Source organism: Sphingomonas elodea ATCC 31461 (assembly GCF_000226955.1).
Classification (GTDB): domain Bacteria; phylum Pseudomonadota; class Alphaproteobacteria; order Sphingomonadales; family Sphingomonadaceae; genus Sphingomonas; species Sphingomonas elodea.
In genome coordinates this window covers 1-26,481 of record NZ_AGFU01000074.1, presented here as the reverse complement: position 1 = coordinate 26,481, position 26,481 = coordinate 1, and the positions used below count along the sequence as shown (strand labels likewise).

Genomic DNA, 26,481 nt, shown 5'->3' with positions numbered 1-26,481 from the left:
CCGCCTGCCACACCGCGGCTCGCGGCGTTCGTGCCCTGAGCGGCGAAGCCATAGCTAATGCCGGCGGCACCAGGAGCCGCACCCGCACTGTCGAACGCGTCGCCCGAGGCTAGCTGGCGAGTCTCGCCCGAGATACGTGCGCCGCCGGACGTGCCTGCAACCTGCGTGCCCGAGAGGCCCATTCGGACGCCGTCGACAACAGTAACGAAGCCCTGGGCCGACGCCGTCGCCTGCACTGCGCTGCCGGCACCGCCAGCAAACAGGCTCTGCCGACCGGTACCGACCGACCGTCCCCCAGTCCCGCTCCCGCTGGCATTCGTCGTGGCGTTTCCAACCGCGACGCTGCCGGGCGCCGAGACGCCGCCGCCGAGGCTCCCGTTCAGGGAGACCTGCTGGCCGCGATCATCGAGCACCTGGTTGAGCACCGAGCTCGCGTTGATCGTCATCGATCCGCCCGCGGTGATGCTGGCGTCCACCGTGAACAAGTTGCTGGCGGTTTCCGCATGATAATGGACGTCGGTAATCGGGAAAGGATTGTTTCCCTTGGGGTCCGACACGCGCCACTGATGATTGTTGTTCTGGTTATAGTTCCAGTAGGCGCCGTCGCTGACGGTGCGTTCCTGCCCCGCGAACGACTGGTTGGTGATGCTGCCGCCGGTGAAAGTCAGATTGCCGCCCGCGCTGATCGCGGACCATTGGTTCAGCAGCGCGCCGCTGCTGAGATCGAGGTTGCCGCCCACCGCAATGATGGACTTGCCGCTGTCGGCGGTCAGGCTGGTCCGCGACACGGTATCGTTATAAATGAGCCAGAATTCGTCATATTTGGCGCCGGGCGGATGCCCGTAATTGATCCGCTTTTCCGTCGGCCCCGAGATTTCGTCGGCTTGGTACTGGAAGGTCGTGCGCGTATTGGTGATGGTCTCGGCGGCGATCAGTCCGCTGCCGCTGGCCTGAATGGAGGCCGAGCTGTTGAACAGGCCGCCCGCCCGCCCCCAGTCGCCGGAGGCGCTGCCGTCCCGCCCGGCGATGATCAGGTCGCCCAGCGCATAGAGATTGGCGCCATCGGTGTTCGACACCAGCCCCGGCGTCAGGATCGACAAGGTGCCGCCGCGCGTCGCAATCACTGCGCCCGCATCCCGATTGGCGACGTCGCCCGACGAACGGATTGCAACGCTGCCGCCGAAGATGCTCGCGCTATTCGTCAGGCTGCCGACGTCGAGCTGCACGGCGTCCGCACCGTTGATCAGCCCCGCATTGCTGAACACACCGCCGCTGGCCAGCGCAACCGCGCCGCCCTTGATCGTGCCCGACGCCTGGTTGGCGAAGCTGCCATCCGCGACGACGCTGGCCGTGCCATTGGCCTGAATGGTGCCGGCATTGTCGATGGCGCCGTGCACGGTCAGGAAAAGGTTGCGTGCGGCACCGAAATGCTGATCGGCGCCGAGCGACCAATCGCCGTTTACGGTCAGCGCAAGGTCGTTGGCGGCCGCGAGACTGCCCAGCGTCCCGCTCGAATAGCTCAGCGACAGCAGGGTGCCGCCGCCCAGCATACCGGCGCCGTTGTCGAGCGTTCCGGCGGCCAGAAGCAGGTTCTGGCCCCCCGCGATGCTGCCGGCATTGACGAGCGAAGCGGCGGTCACCGTGGCCGTGCCGTCCGCCCAGATCGCGCTGCCTCCGGTGGTCGTCAACGTCCGGTCAATGTTCAACGCGAGGTCATGGCCCGAGATCGTCCCACCCTGCAGCAAGGTGCCGCTGTGGATCGCAACCATGCTCTGGCCGCCGATCTGTCCTGCGCCGTTGTCGAGCAGCCCGGCGATGTCGAGATCCACCCCGCTCGCGCCCAGCACCGCGCCACCCTGATTGGCGAGGCTCCCGGCCGAGAGGGCCATGCCGCCCTTCGCCGCGATGGTGCCGCCGCCATTTTCGAGAGCGCCGCTGAGCGTGATGGTCACCGCGCCGCCGGCTGCGGTCGGCGAGGCCAACGCAGAAAGGCCGCCGATCACGCCCTGGGTGTTGATCAGCGAACCGCCGACCAACCGGATGTCGCCGCCGCTGCTGGCGATGATACCCTGGCTGTTGTCGATCACCGTCGGATCGATGAAGAGACCACCGTCGGCGGACAATGTCCCCCCGCGATTGGAAAGCGCACCGGCAACGGTCAATTTGCTGGCGCCCGTCGCCGCGAGGCTGCCAGCGTCGTTCGTCAGATTGGCGGCGGTGATCGCGTAGCGCCCGTTGGTCGCGATCGTGCCGCCGGCATTGTCGAAGTCGGCCGTAGCGCCGAGGGCGAGCAGGCGAGTGCCGCTCATGCTGATGGTGCCGCCCGCGTTGCTGAAGGTACTCCCCGACAGCGTCAGGTCCCCGGCATTGGTACGGATCAGGCCGCCGTCATTGTCGATCGCACCGCTGGCGACGATCGACAGCGCCCCCGTGCCGGTCACCGTGATCGAGCCGCCGCGGTTCCGCAGAGCTCCGATGGTCGTCGACAGGGTTGCCGCCGAGATCCCCCCGCCGGAAGTGTCGAGCAAGCCCGCGGCAACGGTGAGACCGTTCCTGGCGACGAAACTCCCGTTGAGCGTACCGGTGGCGGACAGCGCGAGATCGGTGCCGCTGATCTGCGCGCCCATGAGATCGCCGGCAGTCGCGGTCGCGGTGATCGCTTGCCCGGTCAGCCGCCCGCCCTGCCCCAGCCCGATTGTGCTCCCGGTCACCGTGGCGTCGCCGGTCGCCGCCAGCGTCGCCCCGACCGCCGAGACCGCGCCGCGGCTGGCGATCCGCAGCATGTTGGCATCGCCGGCCGCCGTAAAGTCGCCGGCGAGGAGGCGCCCACCGTCGGCGTTCACGCGGTCGGCATCGATCGAGAGACCGCCCAGGCCCGCCAGGGTGCCGCCGGCGGATCCGATCGCGCCGCCCGTCACCGTCATCCTGCCGCCCGCAACGATGCTACCGCCATTCGCCAATGCCCCGGCAACGGTCAGGGCGGCGTCTCCGGCCGCCGTGATCGTGCCCGCATTGCTGGCGTTGGTCGCCGCCAAGGCGAGCGTGCCGTCGGTCTGAAGGGTGGCCGCATTCGAGAAGGTTCCGGCCTTCAGGCGCAACACGCCGCGGCCATGATGGCTTAGCGTACCCCCGCCGGTTGCGACGAAGCTGCCGGCCGCGATGGTCAGATCGGCCGCGTTGGCTTGCAGATCGCCGCCCGAAAGGTCGAAGGTCCCGGCAAGCGACAAGTTCAGCGGCCCGGTGTCTGCGACCCAGAGCTTGGCGCCCGAGGTCACCGCCAGATTGCCGGCATCGAGCGCCAGTCCTGCCACCTGCAGGCTGGCCGCGCCGTCCAGTCGCAGGGAGCCGGCAGCGATCGTCGCCACGCCGGGCGTCGAGAGTTGCGCGCCCGCGCTGGCAACGAAGCTGCCGGTCGCTCCCAGTTTCAGCGTGCCGCCGCTGATCGCGCCCCCCGCCAGGGCAAAGTCACCTGCCGTCGCCGCCAGATCGAGCGTCCCCGCCGCCGTGACGGTCCCGCCCGACACGGCGGCGGACTGCGCATGCACCCAAAGGTCGCCATTGCCGCCCAGGGTGCCGGCGCCCGTCCAGGCGCCGGCCACGGCGACTCGCATCGTGTCGGTACCGGTCGCGACGATCTTGCCGTCGTTCACCAGCGCGCCGACCGTCGCCAGCACGCCATGGCCGGTGATGGTGCCGCTGTTGGCGAGCGTGCCGTCCATGGTGAGCGTCAGTGCACCCGGCGTGGAGATATCCCCGGCGTTGACCAGCGATTGCGCCGCGAGGGTCAGGCCGCCATGGCCGGCGATCACCCCGCCCCCATCGTTGCTGGCCGCACCGCGCACCACGAAATCGAGCGATCCCGTCGCGGCGCCGATCGTGCCGGTTCCGTTGGCAAGCACGCCCGCAGATACCTCCAGCGCCCCCGCATCCGCCTGAATCGTGCCGCCATTGGCAAGCACCCCGCCGATCGACAGTCGGCTATCGCCCCCCGTTCCCAGCGCACGGATCGCGCCGGCGGTGTTGACCAAGCTGCCCGCGCTGGCGACGAACCGCCCGTTCGAGCCGATCATGCCGCCACCGTTGGACAGCGCGGCGCTGGCGGCGACCGTCAGGACACCGGCGCCGGAATGTACGATCGTGCCGCCATTGTTGTTCAAGCTGCCGCTGGACAGCGTCAGGTCGGCGGCATTGGTCTCGATCCTGCCGCCGCCATTCTCGATGTCGCCGGTGGCGCGGACATCGAAGGGACCGGCACCGAGGACGTGGATCGCACCGCCGACATTGTTCAGCCCCCCCAGCGTCGCGGTGAGCCCCTGCGCGGAAAGGACGGCGTTCGACGTGTCGAGCAGGCCGGCCCCAACCACGATGTTCCCGCTGGCGAGCAGGTTCGCTTGCAGCATACCGACGACATGCAGAGCGAGGGCTCCGCCGTCGATCTGCCCCGCGCGCAAATCCCCGGCCATTGTAATGGCGGTGACATTGCGCGCGCTGAGGCGCCCCCTGCCGCTGAGATCGACGGACCCCGCGGTAAGCTCCGCGTCCCCGGTCGCGGCGAAAACCGCATCGCGTGCGGCAATCGTACCGGTGACGGCGACGTTCAGGGTGCTCGCGTCGTTCGGGCTATCGAACCGCCCAGCGACCATGGTGCCGCCAACGGCATCCAGGCTCGCGGTCCCTAGGGTGATCCCCGCCAAACCTGCCAGGGTGCCGCCGCTCACGTCGAGCGCGCCCCCGCGCAGCTCCAGGGCAGCGCCGCTGACAATGGTACCGCTGCTGCGCAAGGACGTGGCGAACTCGATGCGGCCGGCGCCCGCCGCGCTGATCGCGCCCGTGTTGATCCCGCTATCGCCTGCGATCATCGCCGCGCCGGCGGTGACGATGCTGCCGCTGTTGGTCAGCGTCGTGGCGGTAATCCCCAGGGTGCCCACGCCGTTATGGGTCAGCTTGCCACCCGCCGAAAGGAAGGTGCCCGTGGCGATCGTCAGGTCGCGGGCATTGGTTACGAGGCTGCCGCCGGAGAGATCGAGCGTGCCGCCGAGCGACAGCCCGAGCGGCGATCCGCCCGCGATCGACAATGCCGCGCCGCCGGTCACCATCAGATTCTGCGCCGACAGCGCGAGCTCGTTCGTGCTGGCCGACGTGGCACCGCCGGTGCCGTCGAGGACGATGTTCTGCGCCGTGAGGGCCAGCGTGCCGGGCGTGGTCAGCGTCGCGCCGCCGGATGCGCGGATCAGCGATGCTGCAGCAAGCGACAGATTTGCGCCGGAGACGGTGCCGCCGGTGATCGAGAACGCGCCGCCTGTCGCCTGGGCGCGCAGCATGCCCGCCGCGCTGAGCGTTCCCCCGGCCGAGCGAATCGCATCGCCTTTCAGCGACACGTCGCCATTCCCGCCGAGCGTCCCGCTATTGGCGAGAAGGCCGGTCACGGACACGGCAAGCGCGTCGGTGCCGAGCGCGACGATCTGCCCGCTATTGCTCAGCGCCTCGCTGCCGATCGTGACGCCCTGTTCCCCGGAGACCAGGCCGCTATTGACCAGCGCGCCGGTGCTGGTGACGGTGGTCGCCAGGCCGGACAGTGTCCCGGCGTTGTTCAGTGTGCCCGCCGCCACGGAAACGGCACCGTTGGCGACGATCTGTCCGGTGGCGCGATTGTCGAGCGCGCCGTCGATGACGAGGGAAACGGCGCCTGCACCGGCGTTTTCGATCCCGCCGCTGTTGCTGAGCATGCCGGCGTGCAGCAGCAGATCGCCACCGTTGACCTGCAGGGTGCCGCTATTGGCCAGCGTGCCGGTAAGGCTGACCGCACCCGATCGCGCCCCCAGCAGCGTGCCGCCGAAATTGGAAAGGGTCGCGGCGGAAAGCGAGAAGCTCCCCGACGAGAGCATCGCCAGATCGGTCACGATCGCATGCGCAGCCGTGAGTTCGACGCGGTCGGCGACCAGGGTGGCGCCGCCGAGGCCGAGACCGCCTCCCGTCGCTGCCAAGGCCAGCCCCGTGCCGAAGCTGAACTGTGCCCCACCGGCATCGATTTCCGCCGCCCGCAGCGTGCCTGCGCTGGCGCCGACGACGACGGCCTCCCGGAGGTCCACCGCACCCGTCGCTACGATCGCGACCGCGCCATCGCTCGACAGAAACTGCCCCCCCCGCGCCGACAGATCGCCGGCAGAGAGCGAGAGCGGGCCTGCCGCTTGAAAGAGACCCGACTCCGTCGCAATCGCCTCTCCCGAAACGGACAGCGCGCCGCCGGCCAAGATCGAGCCTTTGGCTCCCGAGAGCGCGCCACTGGTCGTGACATCCAGGTCGCCAGCGGCACTGACGATGCCGCCTGCGTTGACAAGGCTGCCGGCGGCGAGGCGCAGGCTGCCATTGGTCGCGATCGTGCCGTCGATGTTGGACACGGTGCCCGTGACATCGAGAAGGAATTCTCCGCTGCCACTATGGAGAATCTTCCCGCCATCGACCGAGAGGTCTGCAGCGCGAATGGTGAAGTGGTCCGCAGCGGAACGGAGCGTTGCGCCCGCATAATCGAGCGTGCCGGCGCTGCTGAGGGTGACGTCACCCGTGCCGATCTGCTCGATCGCAGCGCCGTTCAGGCGGATCGTTCCCGCATCGAAGCGAAAGGCGCCCGCCGCCAGCGTGGCCGCCGCGAGCGAAAGGTCGCCTGCCTGCCATGTACCCTGCCCCTCGATCCGGAAGCTGGAGCCGTCGCCGATCAGGTCGCCGGCCATGAACTGGGCATCCCCCGCGGCCTGGATCGACGCTCCGCCGTCCAGCCGCAGCACCCCCGCCGCACCGACGCTGAGCGGCCCGCCCGCGATCAGCCGCGATTGCGTGCCACCCATGTCGATGGAGCCTGCATCGATCTGGACCAATCCATTGCCACCGATCGTGCCCGATCGCCCGTCAAGCACGGCACCGATGCGGAGCGTCAGCGCCTGACTGCCGGTCTGCGTGATGGTCCCGCCAGCGCTGTTGTCCAGCGTATCGGCGGTCAGCGACAGTCCCCGCGCGCTCTGCAACAGGCCACGCGCGTTAGTGACCGCCGCGCCCGTCACCGCCAGACTACCGCCCGCCGCAATGGTGCCCTGACTGTTGTCGAGCAAGCCGCCGGCGATCACGCTCACCGCACCTGCGCCGGTCATCGTCCCGCCATGGTTGGCGACGGCACCGCCCCGGACGGAAAGCGCACCGTTGGTGACAATCCGCCCGGCGCTCCCATTGTCGAGCGACTGCTCTCCCGCGAGCGACAAGGTGCCGGATCCGGCGTGCGCGATGACGCCGCCCTGATTGATCAGCGTCGACGTGGAGAGCGCCGCGTTGGCGCCGTTGAGGGCGATGGTGCCGCCGATATTCGAGAGCTGGTCCGACACGGTGATGGCCGAATCGCCGCCCCCGACGAGCGAGACCAACCCGCCGTCATTCTCCCAATAGGTCGCCGTCGCGTTCAAGGTGCCGGCGGTGAGCTGGCCCTTGCGCGTGTCGATGGTGGCGGCTGCGAGGTGGGCACGCCCCCCTGCCGCCAACGTGCCCCCCGCGCTCGCATCGATGATCGTGCCGGCACTGACCGTGACGTCGTCGCCCCCCGCGATGCTGCCACCACCGGCCAGGCTGACCCCCTGCGCGACCGTAGCCGCCATCGTGCCCCCGGCGACAATCTGCCCGCCTGCGCTGACCGCAACGCTGGTCGCTCGGAGCGACACATCGCCATTCCCGCCGAGGATGCCACTGTTGGCAAGCGTCCCGCCCGTCGCGATCGTCGTCGAGGTGCTGCCCACATTCACCAGCGTGGCGCTGTTGGTAAGCCCGGCAGACGTGATCACGAGCGGACCGCTCGATTGAACAACGCCGGCATTATCGAGCTGCCCGTCCAGTGTTGCGGAAAGCGCTCCTGTCGCCACCACCGTGCCGGTGTTGGTCAAGGCGCGCCCCGACAGCCCGATCGCGCCGCCCTGGAGCAGACCTGCATTGGTCTGCGTGGCGGCCGCGAGTGACAATTGCCCGCCCACCACAAGCTGTGCGCTTCGCGCCTGGACAAAGCTTGCCGCATGCAGATCCGCATTGCCGCCGACCTGCACCGCACCCGAGGCAAGTTCGATCCCGCCGGCGGTAATCCCAAGTCCGTCTGCTGCTACCGTCTGCCCGCGCAGTTGCGTGACACCGGAGCTGGTGAGCGAAAGCGTGCCGCTCGCTCCCAGGCTGCCATCGGTGCGCAGCCCGGCCACGAGCGTGCCGGTTGACGCGACCTCGGTCGCGCGAACGACGAGATCCGCCCCCGATGCGGTCAGCCCCGTGTTGACGAAAGTCCCCCCCGCCGAAAGGCTGGTGCCCTTGCCGCCATAGAGCGTGCCCGAAACCTCCAGCCCGCCGCCGGTTTCGATAGCCGTCGTATTCGCCGAAACGACGCGACCGGTAAGCTCGACCTGCCCCGCGGCCGTCAGGCGAAAGGGCTGCTCCAGGCTGGCCAGCGTCCCGGCGGACCGGACACCGAGCCCCGCCTCGGTGCCGATCAGACGGATCGAGCGCGCATACATGCCGCCCACCGCCGCAACATCCAGCGCGAAGGCGGGCGTGACCGAGATACTGCTTTTGCGCGCGGTCACCACGATGTCGTCGGTACTGCCGGCAATCGTGACGTCGCCGGAACCGGTGACCGCGTTGATCCGGTCCGCCCAGATTCCCGCGTTGACGCTGAGCGCGCGCGCGAACAGATCGAGCCGCGCCGAGGAGGCGTCGAGACCGGCACCGCCCACCGCGAGGGTACCGCCATCGACTGCGAACCCCGCCAGGCTTCCTTGCGGCCCGAACATCGCCCGGCCACTGGTCAGCGTCACCCAGGGGGCGTTGATGAAGCCGCAACCGTTGCAGGTGATGCCGTTGGCATTGGCCAGCACCAGCTGGGCGGCCGGGCCGGCAATCTCGATATAGCCGGCCAGCAGCGACGGGTTGGTGCTCACCACTTCGTTGAGGATGAGCGTGGCGGGGCGGCCGGTCTTGATATTGCGATTGCCGTCGACATAGCCGGCGAGCCGCGTCGTGACGATCTGATCGCTGTTGTTGAGGATCAGCCCGCGGCCATCGACATTGAACTGCGTATAGCTGTTGTGGCTGATGCCCGCGCTGTCGGGCGTAGTGATGCGCACCACGGGGGTGCCGTTCATCGCCATGTCCATCGTCGGCGCATGGGTCCCGCCCGGCGTGATCTGCGCGGCCACCGGCAAGGGGGTCAGTGCCCCGATCGCCGCGACGCGCAGCAACTGCCGCGCGATGACCGCGAGCGAAGCGGAGCCGGTGAACGTCCGACGGGAAGCGCGGCGCGCAGCCGCCACGGAAGCGCGGTGGTTGGTCATGATATCAGAAGCTCCATCCGGCGGTCACGCCGATCGTTCCCAGCTGCGAACCGGCAGCGCGCTGCGGCGACACCGGGATCGCGACCCAGGCGTCGAGGCTCACGCCGCGCATCAGCGCCCGCAGGCCCATGCCGACGCCGATTGGCGCCGCGGCGTTGCCGAGCACATGGCCGGCATCGCCCAGCACATAGGGTTGAAGATGATCGCCGATCCGGACGGTCATCTCCTGGCGAAGATACCAGCCCGCCCGGCCGATCAGGGCGCGGTCGCTGTCGAACCCGCGCACGGTGAACGGGCCGCCGACGGCGATCTGATCCGATCCGTAGAGCGGTCGGCCGCTCCACTGGCCGTGAAAGGCGGCGCGATAGGCGAGAACGGGGCCGAGCGGCGCGTTGACCGCCACGTCGATGCTGGTGATGCGATAGCGGGCGGTCGGCAGAACCGCCGGCCGGTTGTCCGGCTCTGCCTGGGCACCGAGCCAGCCCACGCCGCGGCGATGCCCGATCTCGGTGTCGATCTGCACGCCACCAATGCGATGGCGGTCGACGAGCGCCAGCCCGATATCCGTCAGATCCTGGTGCTGGAGACCGATCTCGATCCCGTCGATGGCGCTTCGCCCCCAGCGGCGCTGGAGCGTCAGGCGCAGCGCCGTGCGCGAGGTTCGGTCCCGATGCACCACCCGCTCGACCCAGCCGGACACGGTGTCCAGCCGCCCGCTGGTCTCGAAATCCTGCACCTCGCCCCGCACCTGCTGGGCATAGCGGCTGCGATTGGCCGATACCCCGAAGGTCCACCAGCCGAAGGGGATCGAAAGCGACGCGCCGGTACTGCGACTGTCGGCAGGTAGCGACGGACTCCGCAGCCGGTTGTTGATCGACACCGTGGCGACTTCGGACAAGCCCAGCAGGTTGAGGGTCGAAAGCTGCGCGGAACCCTGCCAGCGACCGACCGTCGGCCCGGCGAGATTGTTGGCGGAAACCGACAGGGAAACGGGTTTGCCGTCGCGCACCGCGACGTCGAGGATGCTCTCGCCGGGTTCGTCGCCGGGGATGAGGTCGACCTTCACGTCGCGGCCGGGCACGCGCCGCATCTGGTCGAGCCCCTGCTCCACGGCGCGCAGCGAGAGAATATCCCCCGCTCCCTGGGGAAAAGCATGGCGCCATGCCCGGCGCCCGCGCTGTGCGCGTACGCCCGCGATCCGACCCGGGATCACGGCAATATGCAGCGTGCCGCTCGCCAGGTCCTGCTGCGGGAGACCTGCGCGCGTGGTGGACAGACCATGCTCCAGAAAGCCGCTCTGGAGCGATGCGAGGATGTAGTTCAGCCCCGCCTGCCCGATACAGCGCCCCTCGAAGCCGGATACTAGCCGCCGCACCCAGCGCAGTTCGGTCGGAAGTTCACCATCGACGACGATCCGGGAGATCGGACGACACTGCGCTTCTGTCGGAAACGGGCCCACCCCCTTGACCATGCCCCCATCGATCCGGGAAAGCGGCGCCTCTTCGCGTGCCGTGCGCCGCGCGGCCTGCGCTTCCGCAGCGCGGCGCGCCTGGTCGATCGCTACAGGATCTCGCTCCTGCGCTTGCGCTGGCACTGCCAATGCAAGCAGCAGAGACACGCACAATACACCACCGGAGCAGCTGCTCGCTCCAACGCGACATTCACTTCGCAACCTACGCTAATCCATATCGATGAAAGGACGATTTCAAGGCCGTCGCATATCACCGACAATGCGGAGAGTCTAATATATTAGCCATTTGTAGCTTATATAAGCAATACGCGATGATCGGGGTGCGCAAACACCATCCGCCTTCGTGATCGCTTCGGACGTCAGGCGCCCAAAACCTCGCCCATCGATGCAACCATCGAGATTGAGCGGAGGAAAAACCGGTACTATGGTTTTGCCAGCATTCACTAACGAAGCCGCCCCTTTGCACAAATCGACCTTGCCCGAACTGGTTACGTTGTCCCGCAACCTCCGCCGCGCGCGCGAGGAAAGCGGCCTTTCGCAGCAGGCGCTGGCCGACAAGGCCGGAATTCACCGAAGCTATCTGGTAAGTCTCGAAAAGGGGGTGGGCAATCCATCGCTGGAGAAGATGGTATCCCTCTCAACCTGCCTGGGTATCGACGTCATCGACTTGCTCACCCCGCAACTGTCCATCGACATGCCGGTGCCAGAACAGAAGATCAACAATGACATGGTGCTACGATCCGTCGTCGAGGTTCTACGAAAAGCTGGCGCAATCGAATAAGACGCACTGCCAACAGGCGAATAAGGCTCCCGTCAAAACCTTACGCAAAGATGGCTCGGGATTCTGAGCAGTGAGAAAATCTAGCGCAAGCTAGCATTACAGTTGCGTTTTTGATCGGACATGTGACCGTCGTGCGCCGGCTTGGTTGCGAATGCCGTGTCCTTCGGCACATGCGCGGCCGCCAGGCGTGCCGGGTCAGCGGTCCAGTTCTTCGGCAGATAGAGCGCCCGGTCGACGAAAGCGTGGCCCTTGGCCGAGACATAAGCGGCGAACACGCCGATCTGGCAGTTGGTCACCTTGCCGGCCGACCCAGTATATTGGCGCCCCACGCAGCATCACGCCTTGCCCTGCTTCAGAAACCCGGTCTCGTCGATGACCAGCACCGCATCATCAGCGCCCAGGTGCTCCAGTGCATAGTCGCGCACGACGTCGCGCAGGGCATCCGCATCCCACCGACCGCGTCCCAGGATCGCCTGCTGCCGCCATGGTCCCGCATCGCCGGCCGCCTCGGCGCGCATCCACCCCGTCTTGCGGCGCTCGTCGCCCAGCAGCCCATCCAAAAAACTGTTCGCCGATGCCGCAACACGCGCCTGCCCGAACAAGGGCCGCATCCGCTCTTTCACCTCGCGCAGCGATGATGCCCAAAGCGCCAGCGTCGCCTCGATCGATGCTCCCACCACCACGATCCGCTGCGCATCTTCATTGCCGATGATCTCGGCGCAACGGCGCAGATCAAGGCCAATGCCAGCCGGACCCGAAAGCCGACAATCGACTGGCAGCTCTACAAAGAGCACCACCAGATCGAGCACTTCTTCAACAAACTCGAATGCTTCCGCTGCATTGCCCTGCGCTGCGAGAAGACGATCTCCGCCTTCATGGGATTCGTCCATCTCGCATGCGCCATGATCTGGCTCCGCAAAATGCTGACAGAACCTAGGCCCTACCGCGCCCATGGGACGTGACACACAGCAGCGCAACTGCGAATGTGATCGCCCTTCGCCGCCTGCAGCCGCACCGAACAGGTCTCCGCCAACACCCACGGCCGAAGCTGTATACAACATGGCGGCGGCAATAGCCGCTTATACACAGCCGATCCATTGCAGCTGACGCGCCAATTCCACTGGGGTGGTGACACCCATTTTCTTCATGACCCGGGCGCGATGCACCTTCACGGTGCTTTCGGCCCGGCCCGAACGATGAGCGACCTGCTTGTTGCGAAGACCACTCGCGATCAAGTGCGCGATTTCACGCTCCGCCTCGGTGAGGCTTTGGTAGGCGCGTGCCGCGGCGTCTCCATGCATCTTGTCAACTTGTCCAGCGCGCAGCCGTTCGACGGCCCCGCTTACAGCGTCAATCAAGGTTTGCGGGCGAAACGGCTTGACGAGGAACTCGTAAGCCCCTGCCTTCATGGCAGCCACGGCATCCTCGACATGAGCCACCCCGCTCATGAAAATGATCTGAACACTACCACAGCCCTGCAACTTCTGTTGTAGGCGCAGACCACTGAGCCCTTTCAGACGCAGGTCGACGATCAGCACGCCCGCGGGTTCGGGATGGTCCGCCAGAAAGCCGTCGGCCGTTGGATAGGCGCATACGTCGTAACCGACTTTCAGCAGCAAGTGGGCCAGTTCCTCGCACATGAGTTCATCGTCGTCGACGACGAAGACCGCGCGCCCGTGAGTCAAGATGCATCCCCATATGGTGCGATCGCGATCGGTAGCGTTGCCGTAACGCACAGCCCGCCGCCGGGTCGATCGTGGAAGGACAGCTTGCCCCCCAGGCGTTCCACGTGAGCGCTGCAGATACGAAGCCCAAGCCCTCCACCTCCGGGCGCACCGGTGATACCAGATTGAACGCGGTAGCCGGACATCAATTGTCGGCGATCGCCTTGCAAGCCACAGCCATCGTCCTCGACGCGAATGTGGTACAGCCCGTCGCGCACTGCAGACAGCGCAATCTCGATATTGTAGCATTCTGCGTGCCGGATAGCGTTGTCAACGAGGTTGGTGACGATCTGGCAGACCCGCCCCCGATCACTCTCTACGACCGCCGGCGCATCAGGATCGATGGCAAGGTGGAGCCGGACAGATACCGCCTCTGCCTTGATCTCAAGCAGAAGGAACAGTTCCTGCAGCAGCAGCCGGAGGTCGAAATGCGTTGCCGCCGGGGACCCCCCATCGGCATCTACACAATGCTGGAGCAACAGATCATCGAGCAGGGTAACCAGTCGCTCACCCGCGACGCGTACGCGATCCGCGTCGCGCCTGCATTCGGCCGGTAGGCCGACAGCCTCCGCGAGCCGGATTGAAGCCAAAATCAAGCTGCCCAGGGGCGAACGAACCTCGTGACATATTTCGGCAAGCAAATCTGCCGCACGTGCCGTCCGGCGGCAACCTCCATCCGGCGCTCCGCAGCGCACGAGATCCAACTTGTCGTTACTAGCGGCCTCCGCAGGGGAGCGATCGAACTCCCAACGAAGACCTCGCCCACCATGTTGGTTAAGGCGCTTAGGCATTTAGACGGATCCTCACCGACAGATGCATCTCCCATATGCCGCCCCTACGACGCTAAACACATACGTACTGCACCATATGCCATATGTTGTCCAAACAAAAAATACGACCGTACTGTTTCAAAAGTGTGGCGTGGGGGCTCGGCTTGCCTGCACAGGCTCGCGGGGTTGATAAGTCGATCGCCGTTGGTTGCTCATGCCGCTGGCGGCTGTTGCCACCATGATTCCCGCCAGTCCCGACTGTGCGGCGCTGGTTCTACCTCTGGCGCGACAATGGGATGTGGCTTACGATCAACCCAACCTTGCTGATCGCAGCGCGCGAAGCAGACGGTCGTGAGGCTTTGCCCAGCGCTGCCGTGATCGACAGCCAGAGCGTGAAAAGCACGGAAAGCGGCCGTCCTTGCGGATACGACGCTGGCAAGAAAATCAAAGGGCGCAAGCGGCACATTCTGACCGACACCGATGGCAATCTCGTCCATGCCGTGGTGCATGCCGTCGATATTCAGGACCGCGACGGGGCGCCGCTGGTGCTCGCCGAAATCATCAAGCGATCCGACGTCGCCAAGGGATTCAAGGTGATTCACCGGCGCTGGGTCGTCGAAAGAACCATCGCGTGGCTCAATCGAAACCGTCGCCTCGCCAACATCGCTGGCTCCGTAGGCGGTGCTCTCACGAAGGACATCCGCTACATGCTTCTGCGCACACGCCGGGGTCGTGACGATCATTCCGGTGCAAAAAGCCAAAATCGAAAATTCCGCCTTCGTCGTCATAGATGACCCATCTCCTGCAGGACAGCGTCTATGGAGTCCCCCAAGGATGACGAAACCCAAATCTTCTCGTCGTATGTAATCAACACGAAGATGCTGCTAACAGGCTTGTTTGTTGGGGCGACCTGGGCCGCGCGCGAAGCCGTAGCAAGCTGCGCCAAGCTAATTTTCCTATTGGTCATTAATTGATTGGCAATCGGCTCAAGAGCAGCTTCGAGATCAGGTACATCGCACGTATAGGAGACCGATGCCTTCTTGAGGTCCAGGTCAAAATTCGACACCTCTACGGACTGCGCCTTGCACTTCACTTTCGTAAACGCAGATGCCATCGCATCGGAGAATGTCTCGATAGCGCGGGCCTTATCTGCGGCGCTGCCGCCAAGATGCGGCAAAAAGAGGGCTCCAATATCTTCGGAAAACGTATGCGGCAACCTCAATACTTGCCGTTCGTCAAGCTGACCGCCACCGGAGCGCAGATAGTCCCCAAGTGCCCGCACATGTTCCGGCGTCGAACTGAAAATCGCCTGTAGGAACAGGTCGGCAACGCGAACAGCTGAAGCCGCCGTCGTAGTCTGCTCCCTCGTCTGGGCTTCTGCCGCCGGCGCTGAGAACGCGATCGAGGTGAAACAAGCGGCTAGCACCACAGTTCGCATGGGAGTCTCCTGGTTTCAGGTGTGATGATTGAAGCAGGGGGGGGCGGCGAACATCGCGATGCAACACCGCCACTTCGCCAGCCCTGTGGGGCAGCGCTACGCTCCCTGATCCGCGCCGCCGGACTTCGCCGGCGATATGCCCCGGGCACTGCCGCGCCGGTGCGCGTGGCGCGCCCATCACGACGCGGCGAGCGGAGCAGCACACTACCGGCTGCTCCGCCCAGGTTCACCGGCACTTCGTGAAGCGACCTTTATCCCGGCCCGAGGCGATACGGCATTTGCCGTGCTTATCCCTGATCACATAAGCTTTCGCCGCAGCGGCAGGCGGGCATTTTACGAACTGGCCCTTGGCATTCTTGCAAGGGCCGGCGGCGAGAGCAGGGCTAGCGACAAGGGCGATAGCGGCGGCGATAACAGATACGCGGAACATGGATACACTGTCCTTTGGTTAACTGGAGGGGAAGCGATGGTTTTTTGGGTCGTGTGCGCAAATGCTTGACGGATCAGCGGGGGTAGTCCGGCGGGGGGGGCTCTAACGAGCACTGCACGCGGACCGAGCTACCTTTACTGGACCCTGGCCCATTCGAACCACGATCCTCATTTGTAGCTCATCGGCTTTGCCTGGCGCTAAAATGAGCATTCCGAACCCCATTGGTCCCAGCAATGCAAGTGCGACCGCGAGGGGGCAGTAAGATAAATCGACTTCTTCGGGTCGATATCTCGCGCCCTTCGAATGCAAAGATGCATATAGATAATTAGACATACCACACTAACAAAGATACACCCCAGGTCCGCCGAGCTGCTACCGTTTCCAAGATACGAAATAGCAACAATAATCGCAGCCCAAGCAATAAACAATTTTAAAGATTTATATAAATATTATATCCTATTTATTCTGTTAAATTTCATAAATTACCCATTTTATACTTTTAAATTGATATCCTATGTCAATTATCAATTCACTTTTCAAAATAGATGTGAAAATATCTGATCGACCTACTCTAGATCTAGTGAATCTTTAATTAACATAGATTATCTATATTATATCAGAATATGAATATGGTTGAAACTCATGTCACTTTCATGGTAACATTCGCGAAAAGATTATATGATCAAGATGAATTTGAAAAGAGGAGTTAATCGATGGTAATTTAAAATGTGAAATTTTAGTACAATTGTTCTTTAGCGTTAGTACGCTTGTTGCAGTTTTTCTGTATTATGTTTGATTTCTAGGATTAACGCCCAGCAGCATGTGGCGAGCGAAGCCCGCACTGTCGGCTGCTCCGCACAGGATCCGTCGGTGCTATTCCCAAGGGTACGCAGCTTTTCATCGCGCCGCGCACGCACGCTGGATCCGAGCGGGGTAACGGCGACCGTGGACACACTGTCGCGCGCAGGTCGCCGCGCCGACCACTCGGATTCAAAGGTGCTGTTCTTTGTTGGCGCCGCGCGCGTTTTTTTGGGGGCAACTGTGATGGTCAGGGGAGCGCGACTGGATGCTGCGGTTCAACGCCCGCGGCCCGGATGGGCTGCTCGATGGCAAGGCGCCCGGCCACCGTTCACGGCTGAGCGATGCGCAGCGCCAGGCGCTGGTCGATATTGTCGAGCAAGGTCCGATCCCGGCCATCCACGGGGTGGTGCGCTGGCGGCTGATCGATCTCGCGCAGTGGCTCCATGACGAATTTGGGGTCTCGCTCGACGAGACCATTGTCAGCCGTTGAAGAAGCTGGGCTATGTGACGCTCACCGCGCGTCCTCGCCACCATCCCCAGAACGAGCAGGCGATGGAGGCCTTCAAAAAGGGGGCTTCGCTGCCGAGCTGGCAAAGGTCAGGACGGCCCTCCCGAAGGGCACGCCCATAGAAATATGGTTCCAGGATGAAGCCCGTATGGGCCAGAAGAACCAAATTACGCGGCGCTGGGCGCGGCGCGGGACCCGGGCTTCGGCGCCGAAGGATCAGCGGACGAAATCGGCCTATATCTTCGGCGCGATCTGCCCCGAACATGGCAAGGGTGCCGGGCTCGTCCTGCCGCTCTGCAACACCCAGACCATGGCGCTGCACCTTTCCGAAATCTCGCTGGCCGTAGCACCCGGCGCACACGCCGTCGTCCTGATGGATCAGGCCGGATGGCACACCAGCGCCAAGCTCGAGGCCCCTGACAATATCAGCATCGTCGCGCTCCCGGCCAAATGCCCCGAACTAAACCCGGTCGAGAATATCTGGCAGTTCATGCGCGACAACTGGCTATCGAACCGCGTCTTCTCCTCCTGCGACAACATCGTCGACCATTGCTGCGACGCATGGAACAAGCTCGTCGACCAGCCATGGCGCATCATGGCCACCGGACGACGCACATGGGCACGTCGGTCATGACCAATGCAGGTTGGTATGATTCACCCGACACGTTGAAGTGGAGGATGAATTGCCGGGAGAGTTCTGGCTGAACGACGAGCAGTGGGATCGACTGCGACCGCTGCTGCCAAACAAGCCGCGAGGTGTGCCGCGGGTGGACGACCGTCGGGTGATCAGCGGCATCGTCCATGTGCTGCAGGCAGGCTGCCGTTGGAAGGACGCGTCGAGTTCCTATGGTCCGTACAAGACGCTGTACAATCGGCATAAGCGTTGGTCGGAAAAGGGCGTCTGGCAGGCGGTATTCGAAGCGTTGGCCGCTGCCGGCGGGCCACCGGCTGAGGTTCTGATCGACAGCACGCATGTGAAGGCCCACCGTTCGGCTGCCGGCGGAAAAGGGGGGCGTACGTCCAGGCAATCGGCATCAGCCGAGGCGGGCGCAACACGAAGATCCATGCCATCGCCGACGCCCAAGGCAAGCCGCTCGCCTTCCTCCTGACGCCTGGCCAGGCAGCAGACTGTCGGGCAGCAGAGGCATTGCTCGACGCCCTGCCGGCCCGCTGCATCGTCCATGCCGACCGCGCCTATGACACCAACCGCATCCGCGACCTCATCGAGCGGCAGGGTGCTGTTCCCAACATCCCGCCCAAGGCCAATCGACGCTGGAAAAGCTGCTTCAACCGCAGCCTCTACAAGGGGCGCAACGCCATCGAGCGCATGTTCTGCCGCCTCAAGGACTGCCGACGCCTCGCCACGCGCTATGACCGCACCGCCGCCATCTTCCTCGGCAGCATCCACCTCGCTGCCACCGTCATGTGGTTTTTGTGAGTCCCAACCTTAAAAGGGAAGTGCGGTTGACCCTTGGGGCTCAATTCTTTCCACAGGACGGTAAGTACATATTCTTAAACATACATTCCAGTTGGCTGACTTCTCTTCACCGGGAGATTGGGCCGACTTCATCCGCGCTTCTTGAATGTCGCCTTGATTACCGTACCCCCACCCGCAACCGGTCGAGATAATCCGACCACCACTGGGCCATGCGAACACGCTCCTCCCAATGCGCGCCACGATGATATGCTGCCCGAACGCGGTCTCTTTCGCCATGCGCCAACGCGCGTTCGATTGCGTCGGGATGCCAGAGGCCAGACTCGCTGAGCAGCGTGCTGGCCATCGCGCGAAAGCCATGGCTGGTCATTTCATCATGGTCGAAGCCCAGCCGTCGGAGTGCGACGTTCATCGTGTTGTCTGAAATCGGCCGCTGCGTCGTGTAGAGCGCGGGAAACAGATATTCGCTCGATCGAGGAAGCGAACGCAACTCCTGCAAAAGATATATCACCTGGCGCGATAGCGGCACGGCATGCGGCTGCGTCATCTTCATGCGCTCGGCCGGCACGCGCCAGACCTTGTCTACGAAGTCGATCTCGTTCCACTTGGCCTGCCGCAGTTCGCCCGGCCCCGGGAAGACGTGCGGCGCGATGCGCAGGGCATAGAACGTTTCCGGTCGCCCTTCATAGTGCTCAATGGCCCGCAGCAGTTCCCCCACTTTTCTTCGGCTCGACAATAGCGGCGTGGTGCTTCACGCGTGGGACGATCAGCGCGCCGCGAAGGATCTCGGCAGGATTTCGCTCGGTGCGCAACGTCGCAAAGCCGTAGCGAAACACCCGCCCGGCAAAGGATCGTAGGCGAACCGCAGTCTCGTGGCGCCCCTTTCGCTCGACACGCTTGAGCGTGTCCAGCAACTCGTGCGGGGTGATATCGGTGACCCGCCGCTTGGCAATGCCGGCCAGCAATTCCAGAAACCAACGCGCTTTCTTCAGCGTAGCGGCGGATTTCCCCTCGCGCTCCATCTTCTCAATATATTCGCCGGCAACCAGCCCGAAGGTGGTCTTAGCCGAGTGCTCTGCTTCGAGGCGCTTCAGCCGTTTGGCCTCGACGGGGTCGAAGCCATCCGAGAGCTCGGAGCGGGCCTCGTCGCGCTTCCGCCGAGCCTGTTGAAGCGTCACTTGAGGAAAGCTCCCGAGCGAAAGCTTCCGCTCGATCCCGAAAACCTTGTAGCGAAAACGCCAGAGCAATGCCCCGGATGGCTGCACGAGAAGGTCCGACACCTTGAACGGGCGATCGCGGGGCTTCAGCGCGCGGATTTCGACGACGGCTAGCATGGTGCGCCACGCCTCCTGCGAGGACCGTGATCCACCGATTCGTGGCCCACTTTTCGCGGGCCTTAGCGGAACGAAACGAGAAACCACCGGACTGTAAACAGCGATTTTATCGCAGTTTTTCGCAGGTCTCCACAATGTTCTCAATATGTACTGGTGCCCCTGGCCGGACTCGAACCAGCATGCCTTTCGGCGTTCGATTTTGAGTCGAATGCGTCTACCAATTTCGCCACAGGGGCAGCGAAGGATGCGCACGGCTAGACGAAGCTTGGCCGCGCCGCAACCCGCTTCACACCTCTTCGTGCACCTGCGCGTGGGCGAGCAGCGCGAACAGCACCGATCCGCCGAGGATGTTGCCGAGCAGCGCCGGCGCGAGGAAGCCGCCCAGCACCCAGCCGAGCGACGCCTCGCCCGCCAGCCACAGCATCCAGGCCTCGACCGCGCCGGCCACGACATGCGCGAACTCGCCGAGCGAGATGAAATAGGTGCAGAACACCAGCACGAAGAATTCCTGCCGCCGCGCGCCCGGCAGCGACCAGGCGATTCCCGCCATCAGGAACCCCGCCGGGACCGCCGCGCGCACCGCGTCCCAGCCGGTAAGTTCGAGCAGGCTGCGCGAGGTATCGAGCATCGCCTTGGTGCTCGCTTCCGTGCCCACCCAGCCCTCGGTCGCAAGCCAGGCGATCAGCAACGTGCCGGCCAGATTGGCCGCCAGCACCAGCCCCCAGAGCCGACCGAGGCGCACGACGTTGCGGAAGCTGGGGCTCGCCGCGACGGGGATCACGGCGGAGAGCGTGCTCTCGGTGAACAACTGCAGCCGCCCGAGCACGACGATCACGAATCCCAGGCAATAGCCGATGCTGGAAACCGGCAACCGCCACGGGGTATCCGGCAGGTGACTTTCGATCAGCCCGCGCCCGAGCACCGATGCCGCCATCGCCACCCCCGCGACGACGCCGGAGAAGAACAGCGAACTCGCCGGCCGGTCGAGTTCCTCGTCGCCCTGGCGGCGGATGACCTCATGGATGACGCGCGAGGACGCGGCCTGGCGTTCCTCCACATCCTCCTCCTCGTTGGGGGGAAGGTCGGCCTTCTCGCCGTCGGACGCTTCGTTTCGGGGCTGTTGCATCGCGGGTGAACGCGGTGGCGGGCGGGAGGTTGCTACCCGATCTACCGCCTAGGGGATGGCAGACTCCAGCGCCTACCCCCTCACTCGAACATTGCGCCGCCGACAAAACCGACCTTCGCGCTGAGATGCACGGGAAGCGCATTTGCGAGACGAAACATCTCGGTGTCGGGCAGGGGCGCAAACACAAGGACGGAGCACCCCTTCTCGTCTCGCTCAACTCTTAGCGGTGGGAAACCGCGTTCCGTGACGTATTCCACAGCCGCGGCTTCGTTCGCTGCCGCGACGCTGAATAAAGACTCCCCTGAATCGTCCATCGCATTGGCTCCACAACCGCCGCTGGCGAGCGGCATCCCGTCCTTCAACTCCGCGGCGCCTGCCGCCGATAGCTGAGCGCCTCCGCCACATGGATGCGCCCCACCCCCTCGGCGCCCGCGAGATCGGCGATCGTCCGCGCCACCCGCAGCACCCGCGTGTAGCCGCGCGCCGAGAGCCGCATCGCCTCCGCCGCCTGCGCCAGCAGCTTGCGGCCCGCATCGTCGGGGCTGGAAAAGGCCATCAGCGGCTCGCCGTCCGCCTCGGCATTGGTGCGCACCGACGAGCCCGCATAGCGCGCCGTCTGGAGCGCCCGCGCCGCCGCCACCCGGGCGGCGACCTCCGCCGAGCCCTCAGCGGGCGGTGGCAGGACGAGATCGGCGGCGGTGACCGGCTGGACCTCGACATGCAGGTCGATGCGGTCGAGCAGCGGGCCGGAGACCTTCGCCTGATAATCCGCCGCGCAACGCGGCGCGCGGGCACAGGCCAGCGCCGGATCGCCCAGATGGCCGCAGCGGCACGGGTTCATCGCGGCGATCAGTTGCACCCGCGCCGGAAAGGTGACGTGCGCATTGGCCCGCGCGACGCTCACCACCCCCGCCTCCAGCGGCTGGCGGAGCGAATCGAGCACGGCGCGCTGGAACTCGGGAAGCTCGTCGAGGAACAGCACGCCCAGATGCGCAAGGCTCACCTCTCCCGGCTTCACCTTGAGCCCGCCGCCGGTCAGCGCCGCCATCGAGGCGCTGTGGTGCGGGCTGCGGAACGGACGGGTGCGGGTCAGCCGCCCGCCCTGCAGCGTGCCCGCCACCGAGGCGACCATCGACACTTCCAGCGCCTCGGCGGCCTCGAGCGGCGGCAGGATGCCGGGCAGGCACGCCGCCATCAGCGACTTGCCCGCGCCCGGTGGCCCTACGAACAACAGGTTGTGCCCGCCCGCCGCCGCGATCTCCAGCGCGCGCTTGGCGGTTTCCTGGCCCTTCACCTGGGCGAGGTCCGGCCCCTGCCCCGGCGGGTCGACCTCGCCCGGCACCGGGCCGGGGAGCAGCTGGTTGCCCTTGAAATGGTTGAGCAGGCTGATCAGGTCGGGCGCGGCGAGCACCTCCACCTGCCCCGCCCAGCTCGCCTCGGGGCCCTGCGCGGCGGGGCAGACCAGCCCCTTGCCCGTCTCGGCCGCGTGCATCGCGGCGAGCAGCACCCCCGGCGACGGTGCGATCCGTCCGTCGAGCGCCAGTTCGCCGACCACGACATAGCCGGCGATCGTCTCGGCATCGACCACCCCCATCGCCGCGAGCAGCGCCAGCGCGATCGGCAGGTCGAAATGCGATCCTTCCTTGGGCAGGTCGGCGGGCGAGAGGTTGAGCACGATATGCTTGGGCGGCAGGGCGAGGCCGATCGCGGCCATGGCGGCGCGCACCCGCTCGCGGCTTTCGGCCACCGCCTTGTCGGGCAGGCCGACGACGACGAATTTGGGCAGCCCGGCGACGAGGTTGCACTGCACCTCCACCGCGCGCGCTTCCAACCCCAGATAGGCTACCGTCGAGACGCTGGCGACCAAGAGAGCCCCCTCCCCGGAATGGGAGCATAGCGGCTTTTCACCGATACGGAAGCGATACGAGCGGTGGAACGCGCGGCGGGTCGGCGCAGCCTTCGCTCCGCGTGAATTTGTGCCGACCGGATCGTCTTGCCTCTGGTACGGCTAGTGCGCCGCGCCTTGGTCCGGCTTCGCGGCAGGCGTGATTTCCGCCAGCGTGAGGATGCCATCGGAATTCTTGTCGAAGCTCCGGAAGGCCGGCGCGAGCATCTTTTCACGCATCGCCACCCGGTTCTCCGGCGTGATCTTCTTCTGCGCCGCCGGATTCGCGGCGATCGCTGCGTCGATGCGGTGGTCCATGCCTGCGACGAACTCGCCGAGCGATAACCCGCCGTCGCCATTCCTGTCCGCTTCGGCAAAGAAGGCGGCATCCAGATCCATGCTCACCTTCAATTCCTGCTGGGGATCCGTAGGCGGCACATTCTGGGCAGTTTGGGCCACGACAAGCAAGATCAGTGTCAGCATGTGCAAATCCTCCCCGAATCGCCGGCTTGGGGGCATCTTCCCGGCCGGCACCATCAAGCATCAAGGCCGTTGCATGAATGTGTCCTGACGCGGAATGTTCGCCCGTCACCTCCCAGGCTGGACCGTGCCGGGCTGCGACCGACACCGATAGATCCCGGGCTTCCCGAAGGCGCCACCGCTGCGACGCGCCTTGCCGCGCCCCGTCTTGCACAACCAACACACCCCACCCATCTCCACGCCCATGCGCCAGGCACCCGCCCAAAATCCGCATCCCGCGTTGACTCTGGCGCCACTTGCCCGTAATGGCGCTCGACACGCGGCCGCCCCTGTGGCGGCCCTTTTACGTTCTAGATACTCGAGGATGAGCGATGAAGCGGACCTTTCAGCCGAGCAACCTGGTGCGTGCGCGCCGGCACGGCTTCCGTGCACGGATGGCGACCCCGGGCGGTCGCAATGTGATCCGCGCCCGCCGCGCCCGCGGCCGCAAGAAGCTGTCGGCGTAAGCACCGACACGCCCTTGCTGAGCCTCGACCGGCTCACGCAGCGCAAGGACTATCTCGCCGCCAACGGGGGAAAGCGGGCACCGATGCCCGGTTTCGTCTTGCTGGTGCGCGAACGGAACGATGCCGATCCGTCGATGCGGATCGGCATTACCGTATCCAAGAAAGTTGGCAACGCCGTTATCCGGAATCGGATGAAGCGGCGCTTTCGCATGCTCGCGCGCGAAATCCTGCCGGAGGCAGGGATAGCCGGCGCCGACCATGTGCTGATCGGCCGGATGGGCGGAATCGAACGCCCCTATGCCGATCTGAAGGCGGAACTCGCCAAGGCGCTTCGGCGCGTGCGCCCCAAGGCTGACCAGTGATCGCGCGGCTGCTGATGCTGCTAGCGCGCGCCTGGCAGCTGGGCCCGTCGCTGATCCTGCCGCCCACCTGCCGCTACCAGCCTTCCTGTTCGGCCTATGCAATCGAGGCGCTTCGCCGCTATGGGGCGGTGAAAGGCGGCTGGCTTGCGCTCCGGCGCATCGCGCGCTGCCATCCATGGGGCGGGCACGGCCCAGATCCCGTTCCTTGAGTTTCCTTCCGGGGATTATCGGTGAAAGAAGAACAGAAGAACTTCATCCTCTTCGCGGCGTTCGCGGCGCTCGTGCTGCTCGGCTGGCCGATGATCAGCCACTGGTTTTTCCCGCAGCAGCCGGCCGCCCCAGCGAAGATGGTCGACGGCAAGCTCCAGCCGGTGCCGAACTCGGGCGTCGACGCGGCGGCCAACGCGCCCAAGACGATTCGCGCCCGTGAGGCCGTGCTGGCGGACAGCCCGCGCGTGGCGATCGACACGCCTGCGCTGAAGGGCTCGATCAACCTCAAGGGCCTGCGCATCGACGATCTCGTCCTGCGCGAATATGACCAGACGGTCTCCAAGAATTCGCAGCCGATCCGCCTGCTCTCGCCGAGCGGCGCGGAAGGCAGCTATTTCGCGCAGTTCGGCTGGCAGGGTGCGGGTGCCCCCGACGGCAACACCGTGTGGAAGGCCGATGGCGAGACGCTGACGCCTGCGTCGCCGGTCAAGCTCACCACCACCAACAGCGCCGGCCAGACCTTCACGGTCGAGCTCGGCGTCGATTCGAACTACATGTTCACCGTCCGCCAGACCGTCGCCAATCGCGGCGGCGCACCCGTGGCGGTCACCCCCTATACGCTGATCTCGCGCGGCCAGCGCTCGACCGATACCAGCCAGTGGGCCGCGCATGTCGGCCCGGTCGCCGCGACCAACGACGCGGCGCACTATATCGACTGGAAGAATGTCGAGAGCACGCCCCAGCAGTTCGCCACCACCGGCGGCTGGGTCGGCTTCAGCGACCATTACTGGCTGACCGCGGCGATCCCGGACCAGCGCGGCGGGGTGACCATCCAGCAGCGCGGCACCGCGGCGCAGCAGTACCAGGCCGATGTCGCGCTCGCCCAGCCGATCGCGATCCGCCCGGGCAAGGAAGCGACCTATACCAGCCACTTCTTCGCCGGCGCGAAGGAAGTGAAGCTGCTCGATGCCTATCAGAAGCAGTATGACATCGCGAAGTTCGAACGCGCGATCGACTGGGGCTGGTTCGAGATCATCGAGCGCCCGATCTTCACCTACCTCAGCTGGCTGTTCAAGCTGGTCGGCAATTTCGGCGTGGCGATCATCCTGCTGACGATCACCATCCGCGGCCTCTTGTTCCCGATCGCGCAGAAGCAGTTCGCCTCGATGGCGAAGATGCGCCAGGTGCAGCCGAAGATGAAGGCGATCCAGGAGCGCTACAAGGACGACAAGCAGCGCCAGCAGCAGGAGATCATGCAGCTGTACAAGACGGAGAAGGTGAACCCGCTCGCCGGCTGCGCACCGATGCTTCTCCAGATTCCGATCATGTTCGCACTGTACAAGGTGCTGCTGCTGACCATCGAGATGCGCCACCAGCCCTTCATGCTGTGGATCAAGGACCTGTCCGCGCCCGATCCGGCGACGATCCTCAACCTGTTCGGCTATCTCCACTTCACCCCGCCCAGCTTCTTGGCGATCGGCGTGGTGCCGGTGTTGCTCGGCATCTCGATGTTCTTCCAGATGCGGATGAACCCGGCGCCGATGGACGAGATGCAGAAGCAGATGTTCGCGATCATGCCGTGGATGCTGATGTTTCTAATGGCACCGTTCGCCGTCGGCCTGCAGCTCTACTGGATCACCTCGAACGTGCTGACCGTGCTCCAGCAGCAGTGGCTCTATGCGCGCCACCCCGAGATGAAGGTGCCGGTCGAGAAGCCGAAAGCGGCCAAGGCCAAGTGATGGCGGCGCGCCCTTCCCATTCCCCCCCGGCACGGGGAGGGGGACCGCTCGCCAAAGGCAAGTGGTGGAGGGGCCGCGCCGCAAGGCGCGGAACGTCGCAACACAACGGGAGCACCGCCGCTGACGCGGGGGGG

17 protein-coding genes, 1 tRNA gene and 4 pseudogenes are annotated in these 26,481 nt (G+C 65.3%); 9 read left to right on the top strand and 13 right to left on the bottom strand.

The annotated features are described in order from the left end of the window. Positions 1 to 9,347 (bottom strand): two-partner secretion domain-containing protein (locus tag KK7_RS0117515; protein ID WP_010545946.1); only part of this gene is annotated, 9,347 nt, incomplete at its 3' end. A gap of 4 nt (positions 9,348 to 9,351) precedes the next feature. Beyond that, positions 9,352 to 10,941 (bottom strand): ShlB/FhaC/HecB family hemolysin secretion/activation protein, encoded by a 1,590-nt coding sequence (locus KK7_RS0117510; RefSeq protein WP_029623401.1) that lies wholly within the window; start codon positions 10,939 to 10,941, stop codon positions 9,352 to 9,354. Between the two features lie 352 nt (positions 10,942 to 11,293). Between KK7_RS0117510 and KK7_RS22085 the strand changes: the two genes are divergently transcribed. Next, complete coding sequence (locus tag KK7_RS22085; protein ID WP_202798688.1) at positions 11,294 to 11,599, top strand: helix-turn-helix domain-containing protein; 306 nt, start codon at positions 11,294 to 11,296, stop codon at positions 11,597 to 11,599. Positions 11,600 to 11,736: 137 nt separating this feature from the next. Here the strand turns inward: KK7_RS22085 and KK7_RS22080 are convergent. After that, a pseudogene (locus tag KK7_RS22080) lies at positions 11,737 to 12,279 on the bottom strand (IS701 family transposase); the annotation flags it as partial. 3 nt (positions 12,280 to 12,282) lie between these two features. Between KK7_RS22080 and KK7_RS22075 the strand changes: the two are divergent. After that, positions 12,283 to 12,561 (top strand): annotated as a pseudogene (locus tag KK7_RS22075) (hypothetical protein); the annotation flags it as partial. A gap of 117 nt (positions 12,562 to 12,678) precedes the next feature. Here the strand turns inward: KK7_RS22075 and KK7_RS0117490 are convergent. Further along, entirely contained in the window at positions 12,679 to 13,284 is a 606-nt protein-coding gene (locus KK7_RS0117490) for a response regulator transcription factor (protein ID WP_010545943.1), read from the bottom strand. Continuing rightward, on the bottom strand, positions 13,281 to 14,114 hold the full coding sequence (locus KK7_RS23820) for a sensor histidine kinase (RefSeq protein ID WP_083836135.1): 834 nt from the start codon (positions 14,112 to 14,114) through the stop codon (positions 13,281 to 13,283). The genes KK7_RS0117490 and KK7_RS23820 overlap by 4 nt, the downstream gene beginning before the upstream one ends. A gap of 200 nt (positions 14,115 to 14,314) precedes the next feature. On the opposite strand from KK7_RS23820, the pseudogene KK7_RS21090 reads away from it, so the two are divergent. Next, positions 14,315 to 14,887 (top strand): annotated as a pseudogene (locus KK7_RS21090) (transposase); the annotation flags it as partial. Here the strand turns inward: KK7_RS21090 and KK7_RS0117475 are convergent. Further along, positions 14,878 to 15,531: a hypothetical protein gene (locus KK7_RS0117475; protein ID WP_010545940.1), complete on the bottom strand. Its 654-nt coding sequence runs from the start codon at positions 15,529 to 15,531 to the stop codon at positions 14,878 to 14,880. The pseudogene KK7_RS21090 and the gene KK7_RS0117475 overlap by 10 nt on opposite strands. A 1,487-nt stretch (positions 15,532 to 17,018) precedes the next feature. Between KK7_RS0117475 and KK7_RS0117465 the strand changes: the two are divergent. Further along, positions 17,019 to 17,904: pseudogene (locus tag KK7_RS0117465) on the top strand (IS630 family transposase); the annotation flags it as partial. Positions 17,905 to 17,953: 49 nt separating this feature from the next. Then, positions 17,954 to 18,708, top strand: a protein-coding gene (locus KK7_RS22060) for an IS5 family transposase (protein WP_202798689.1) whose coding sequence is annotated in 2 segments (ribosomal slippage) — positions 17,954 to 18,289 and positions 18,292 to 18,708 — 753 coding nt in all. Because the reading frame shifts where the segments join, the coding sequence is not laid out codon by codon here. 157 nt (positions 18,709 to 18,865) lie between these two features. Here the strand turns inward: KK7_RS22060 and KK7_RS23690 are convergent. From KK7_RS23690 to KK7_RS0117430, 7 genes are all read right to left on the bottom strand, one after another. Continuing rightward, positions 18,866 to 19,423 carry a tyrosine-type recombinase/integrase gene (locus KK7_RS23690; RefSeq protein ID WP_337459587.1) on the bottom strand — a complete coding sequence of 186 codons (558 nt, stop codon included), beginning with the start codon at positions 19,421 to 19,423 and terminating at the stop codon, positions 18,866 to 18,868. After that, the gene (locus KK7_RS23685; protein WP_337459586.1) at positions 19,398 to 20,039 is read right to left on the bottom strand and encodes a tyrosine-type recombinase/integrase; all 642 of its coding nucleotides are present in this window, start codon (positions 20,037 to 20,039) and stop codon (positions 19,398 to 19,400) included. Before KK7_RS23685 ends, KK7_RS23690 begins: the two co-directional genes overlap by 26 nt. A gap of 151 nt (positions 20,040 to 20,190) precedes the next feature. Continuing rightward, positions 20,191 to 20,275, bottom strand: a tRNA-Leu gene (locus KK7_RS0117450). Between the two features lie 50 nt (positions 20,276 to 20,325). Then, entirely contained in the window at positions 20,326 to 21,165 is an 840-nt protein-coding gene (locus tag KK7_RS0117445) for a formate/nitrite transporter family protein (protein WP_051121400.1), read from the bottom strand. An 80-nt stretch (positions 21,166 to 21,245) separates the two neighbouring features. After that, complete coding sequence (locus KK7_RS0117440) at positions 21,246 to 21,515, bottom strand: hypothetical protein (RefSeq protein ID WP_237709249.1); 270 nt, start codon at positions 21,513 to 21,515, stop codon at positions 21,246 to 21,248. Positions 21,516 to 21,523: 8 nt separating this feature from the next. Continuing rightward, a complete protein-coding gene (locus tag KK7_RS0117435; protein ID WP_010545933.1) occupies positions 21,524 to 23,032 on the bottom strand; it encodes a YifB family Mg chelatase-like AAA ATPase in 1,509 nt (502 codons plus the stop codon). 141 nt (positions 23,033 to 23,173) lie between these two features. Continuing rightward, positions 23,174 to 23,533 carry an EF-hand domain-containing protein gene (locus tag KK7_RS0117430; RefSeq protein ID WP_010545932.1) on the bottom strand — a complete coding sequence of 120 codons (360 nt, stop codon included), beginning with the start codon at positions 23,531 to 23,533 and terminating at the stop codon, positions 23,174 to 23,176. Positions 23,534 to 23,901: 368 nt separating this feature from the next. Between KK7_RS0117430 and rpmH the strand changes: the two genes are divergently transcribed. Genes rpmH through yidC form a run of 4 tightly spaced genes read left to right on the top strand, consistent with a single transcriptional unit; the run spans position 23,902 to position 26,347 of the window. Beyond that, positions 23,902 to 24,036: a 50S ribosomal protein L34 gene (gene rpmH, locus KK7_RS0117425; protein ID WP_010545931.1), complete on the top strand. Its 135-nt coding sequence runs from the start codon at positions 23,902 to 23,904 to the stop codon at positions 24,034 to 24,036. Between the two features lie 14 nt (positions 24,037 to 24,050). Continuing rightward, complete coding sequence (gene rnpA, locus KK7_RS0117420) at positions 24,051 to 24,398, top strand: ribonuclease P protein component (protein ID WP_010545930.1); 348 nt, start codon at positions 24,051 to 24,053, stop codon at positions 24,396 to 24,398. Then, a complete protein-coding gene (yidD, locus tag KK7_RS0117415; protein ID WP_010545929.1) occupies positions 24,395 to 24,607 on the top strand; it encodes a membrane protein insertion efficiency factor YidD in 213 nt (70 codons plus the stop codon). The genes rnpA and yidD overlap by 4 nt, the downstream gene beginning before the upstream one ends. Positions 24,608 to 24,628: 21 nt before the next feature. Beyond that, entirely contained in the window at positions 24,629 to 26,347 is a 1,719-nt protein-coding gene (yidC, locus tag KK7_RS0117410) for a membrane protein insertase YidC (RefSeq protein ID WP_010545928.1), read from the top strand. Positions 26,348 to 26,481 lie beyond the last annotated feature (134 nt).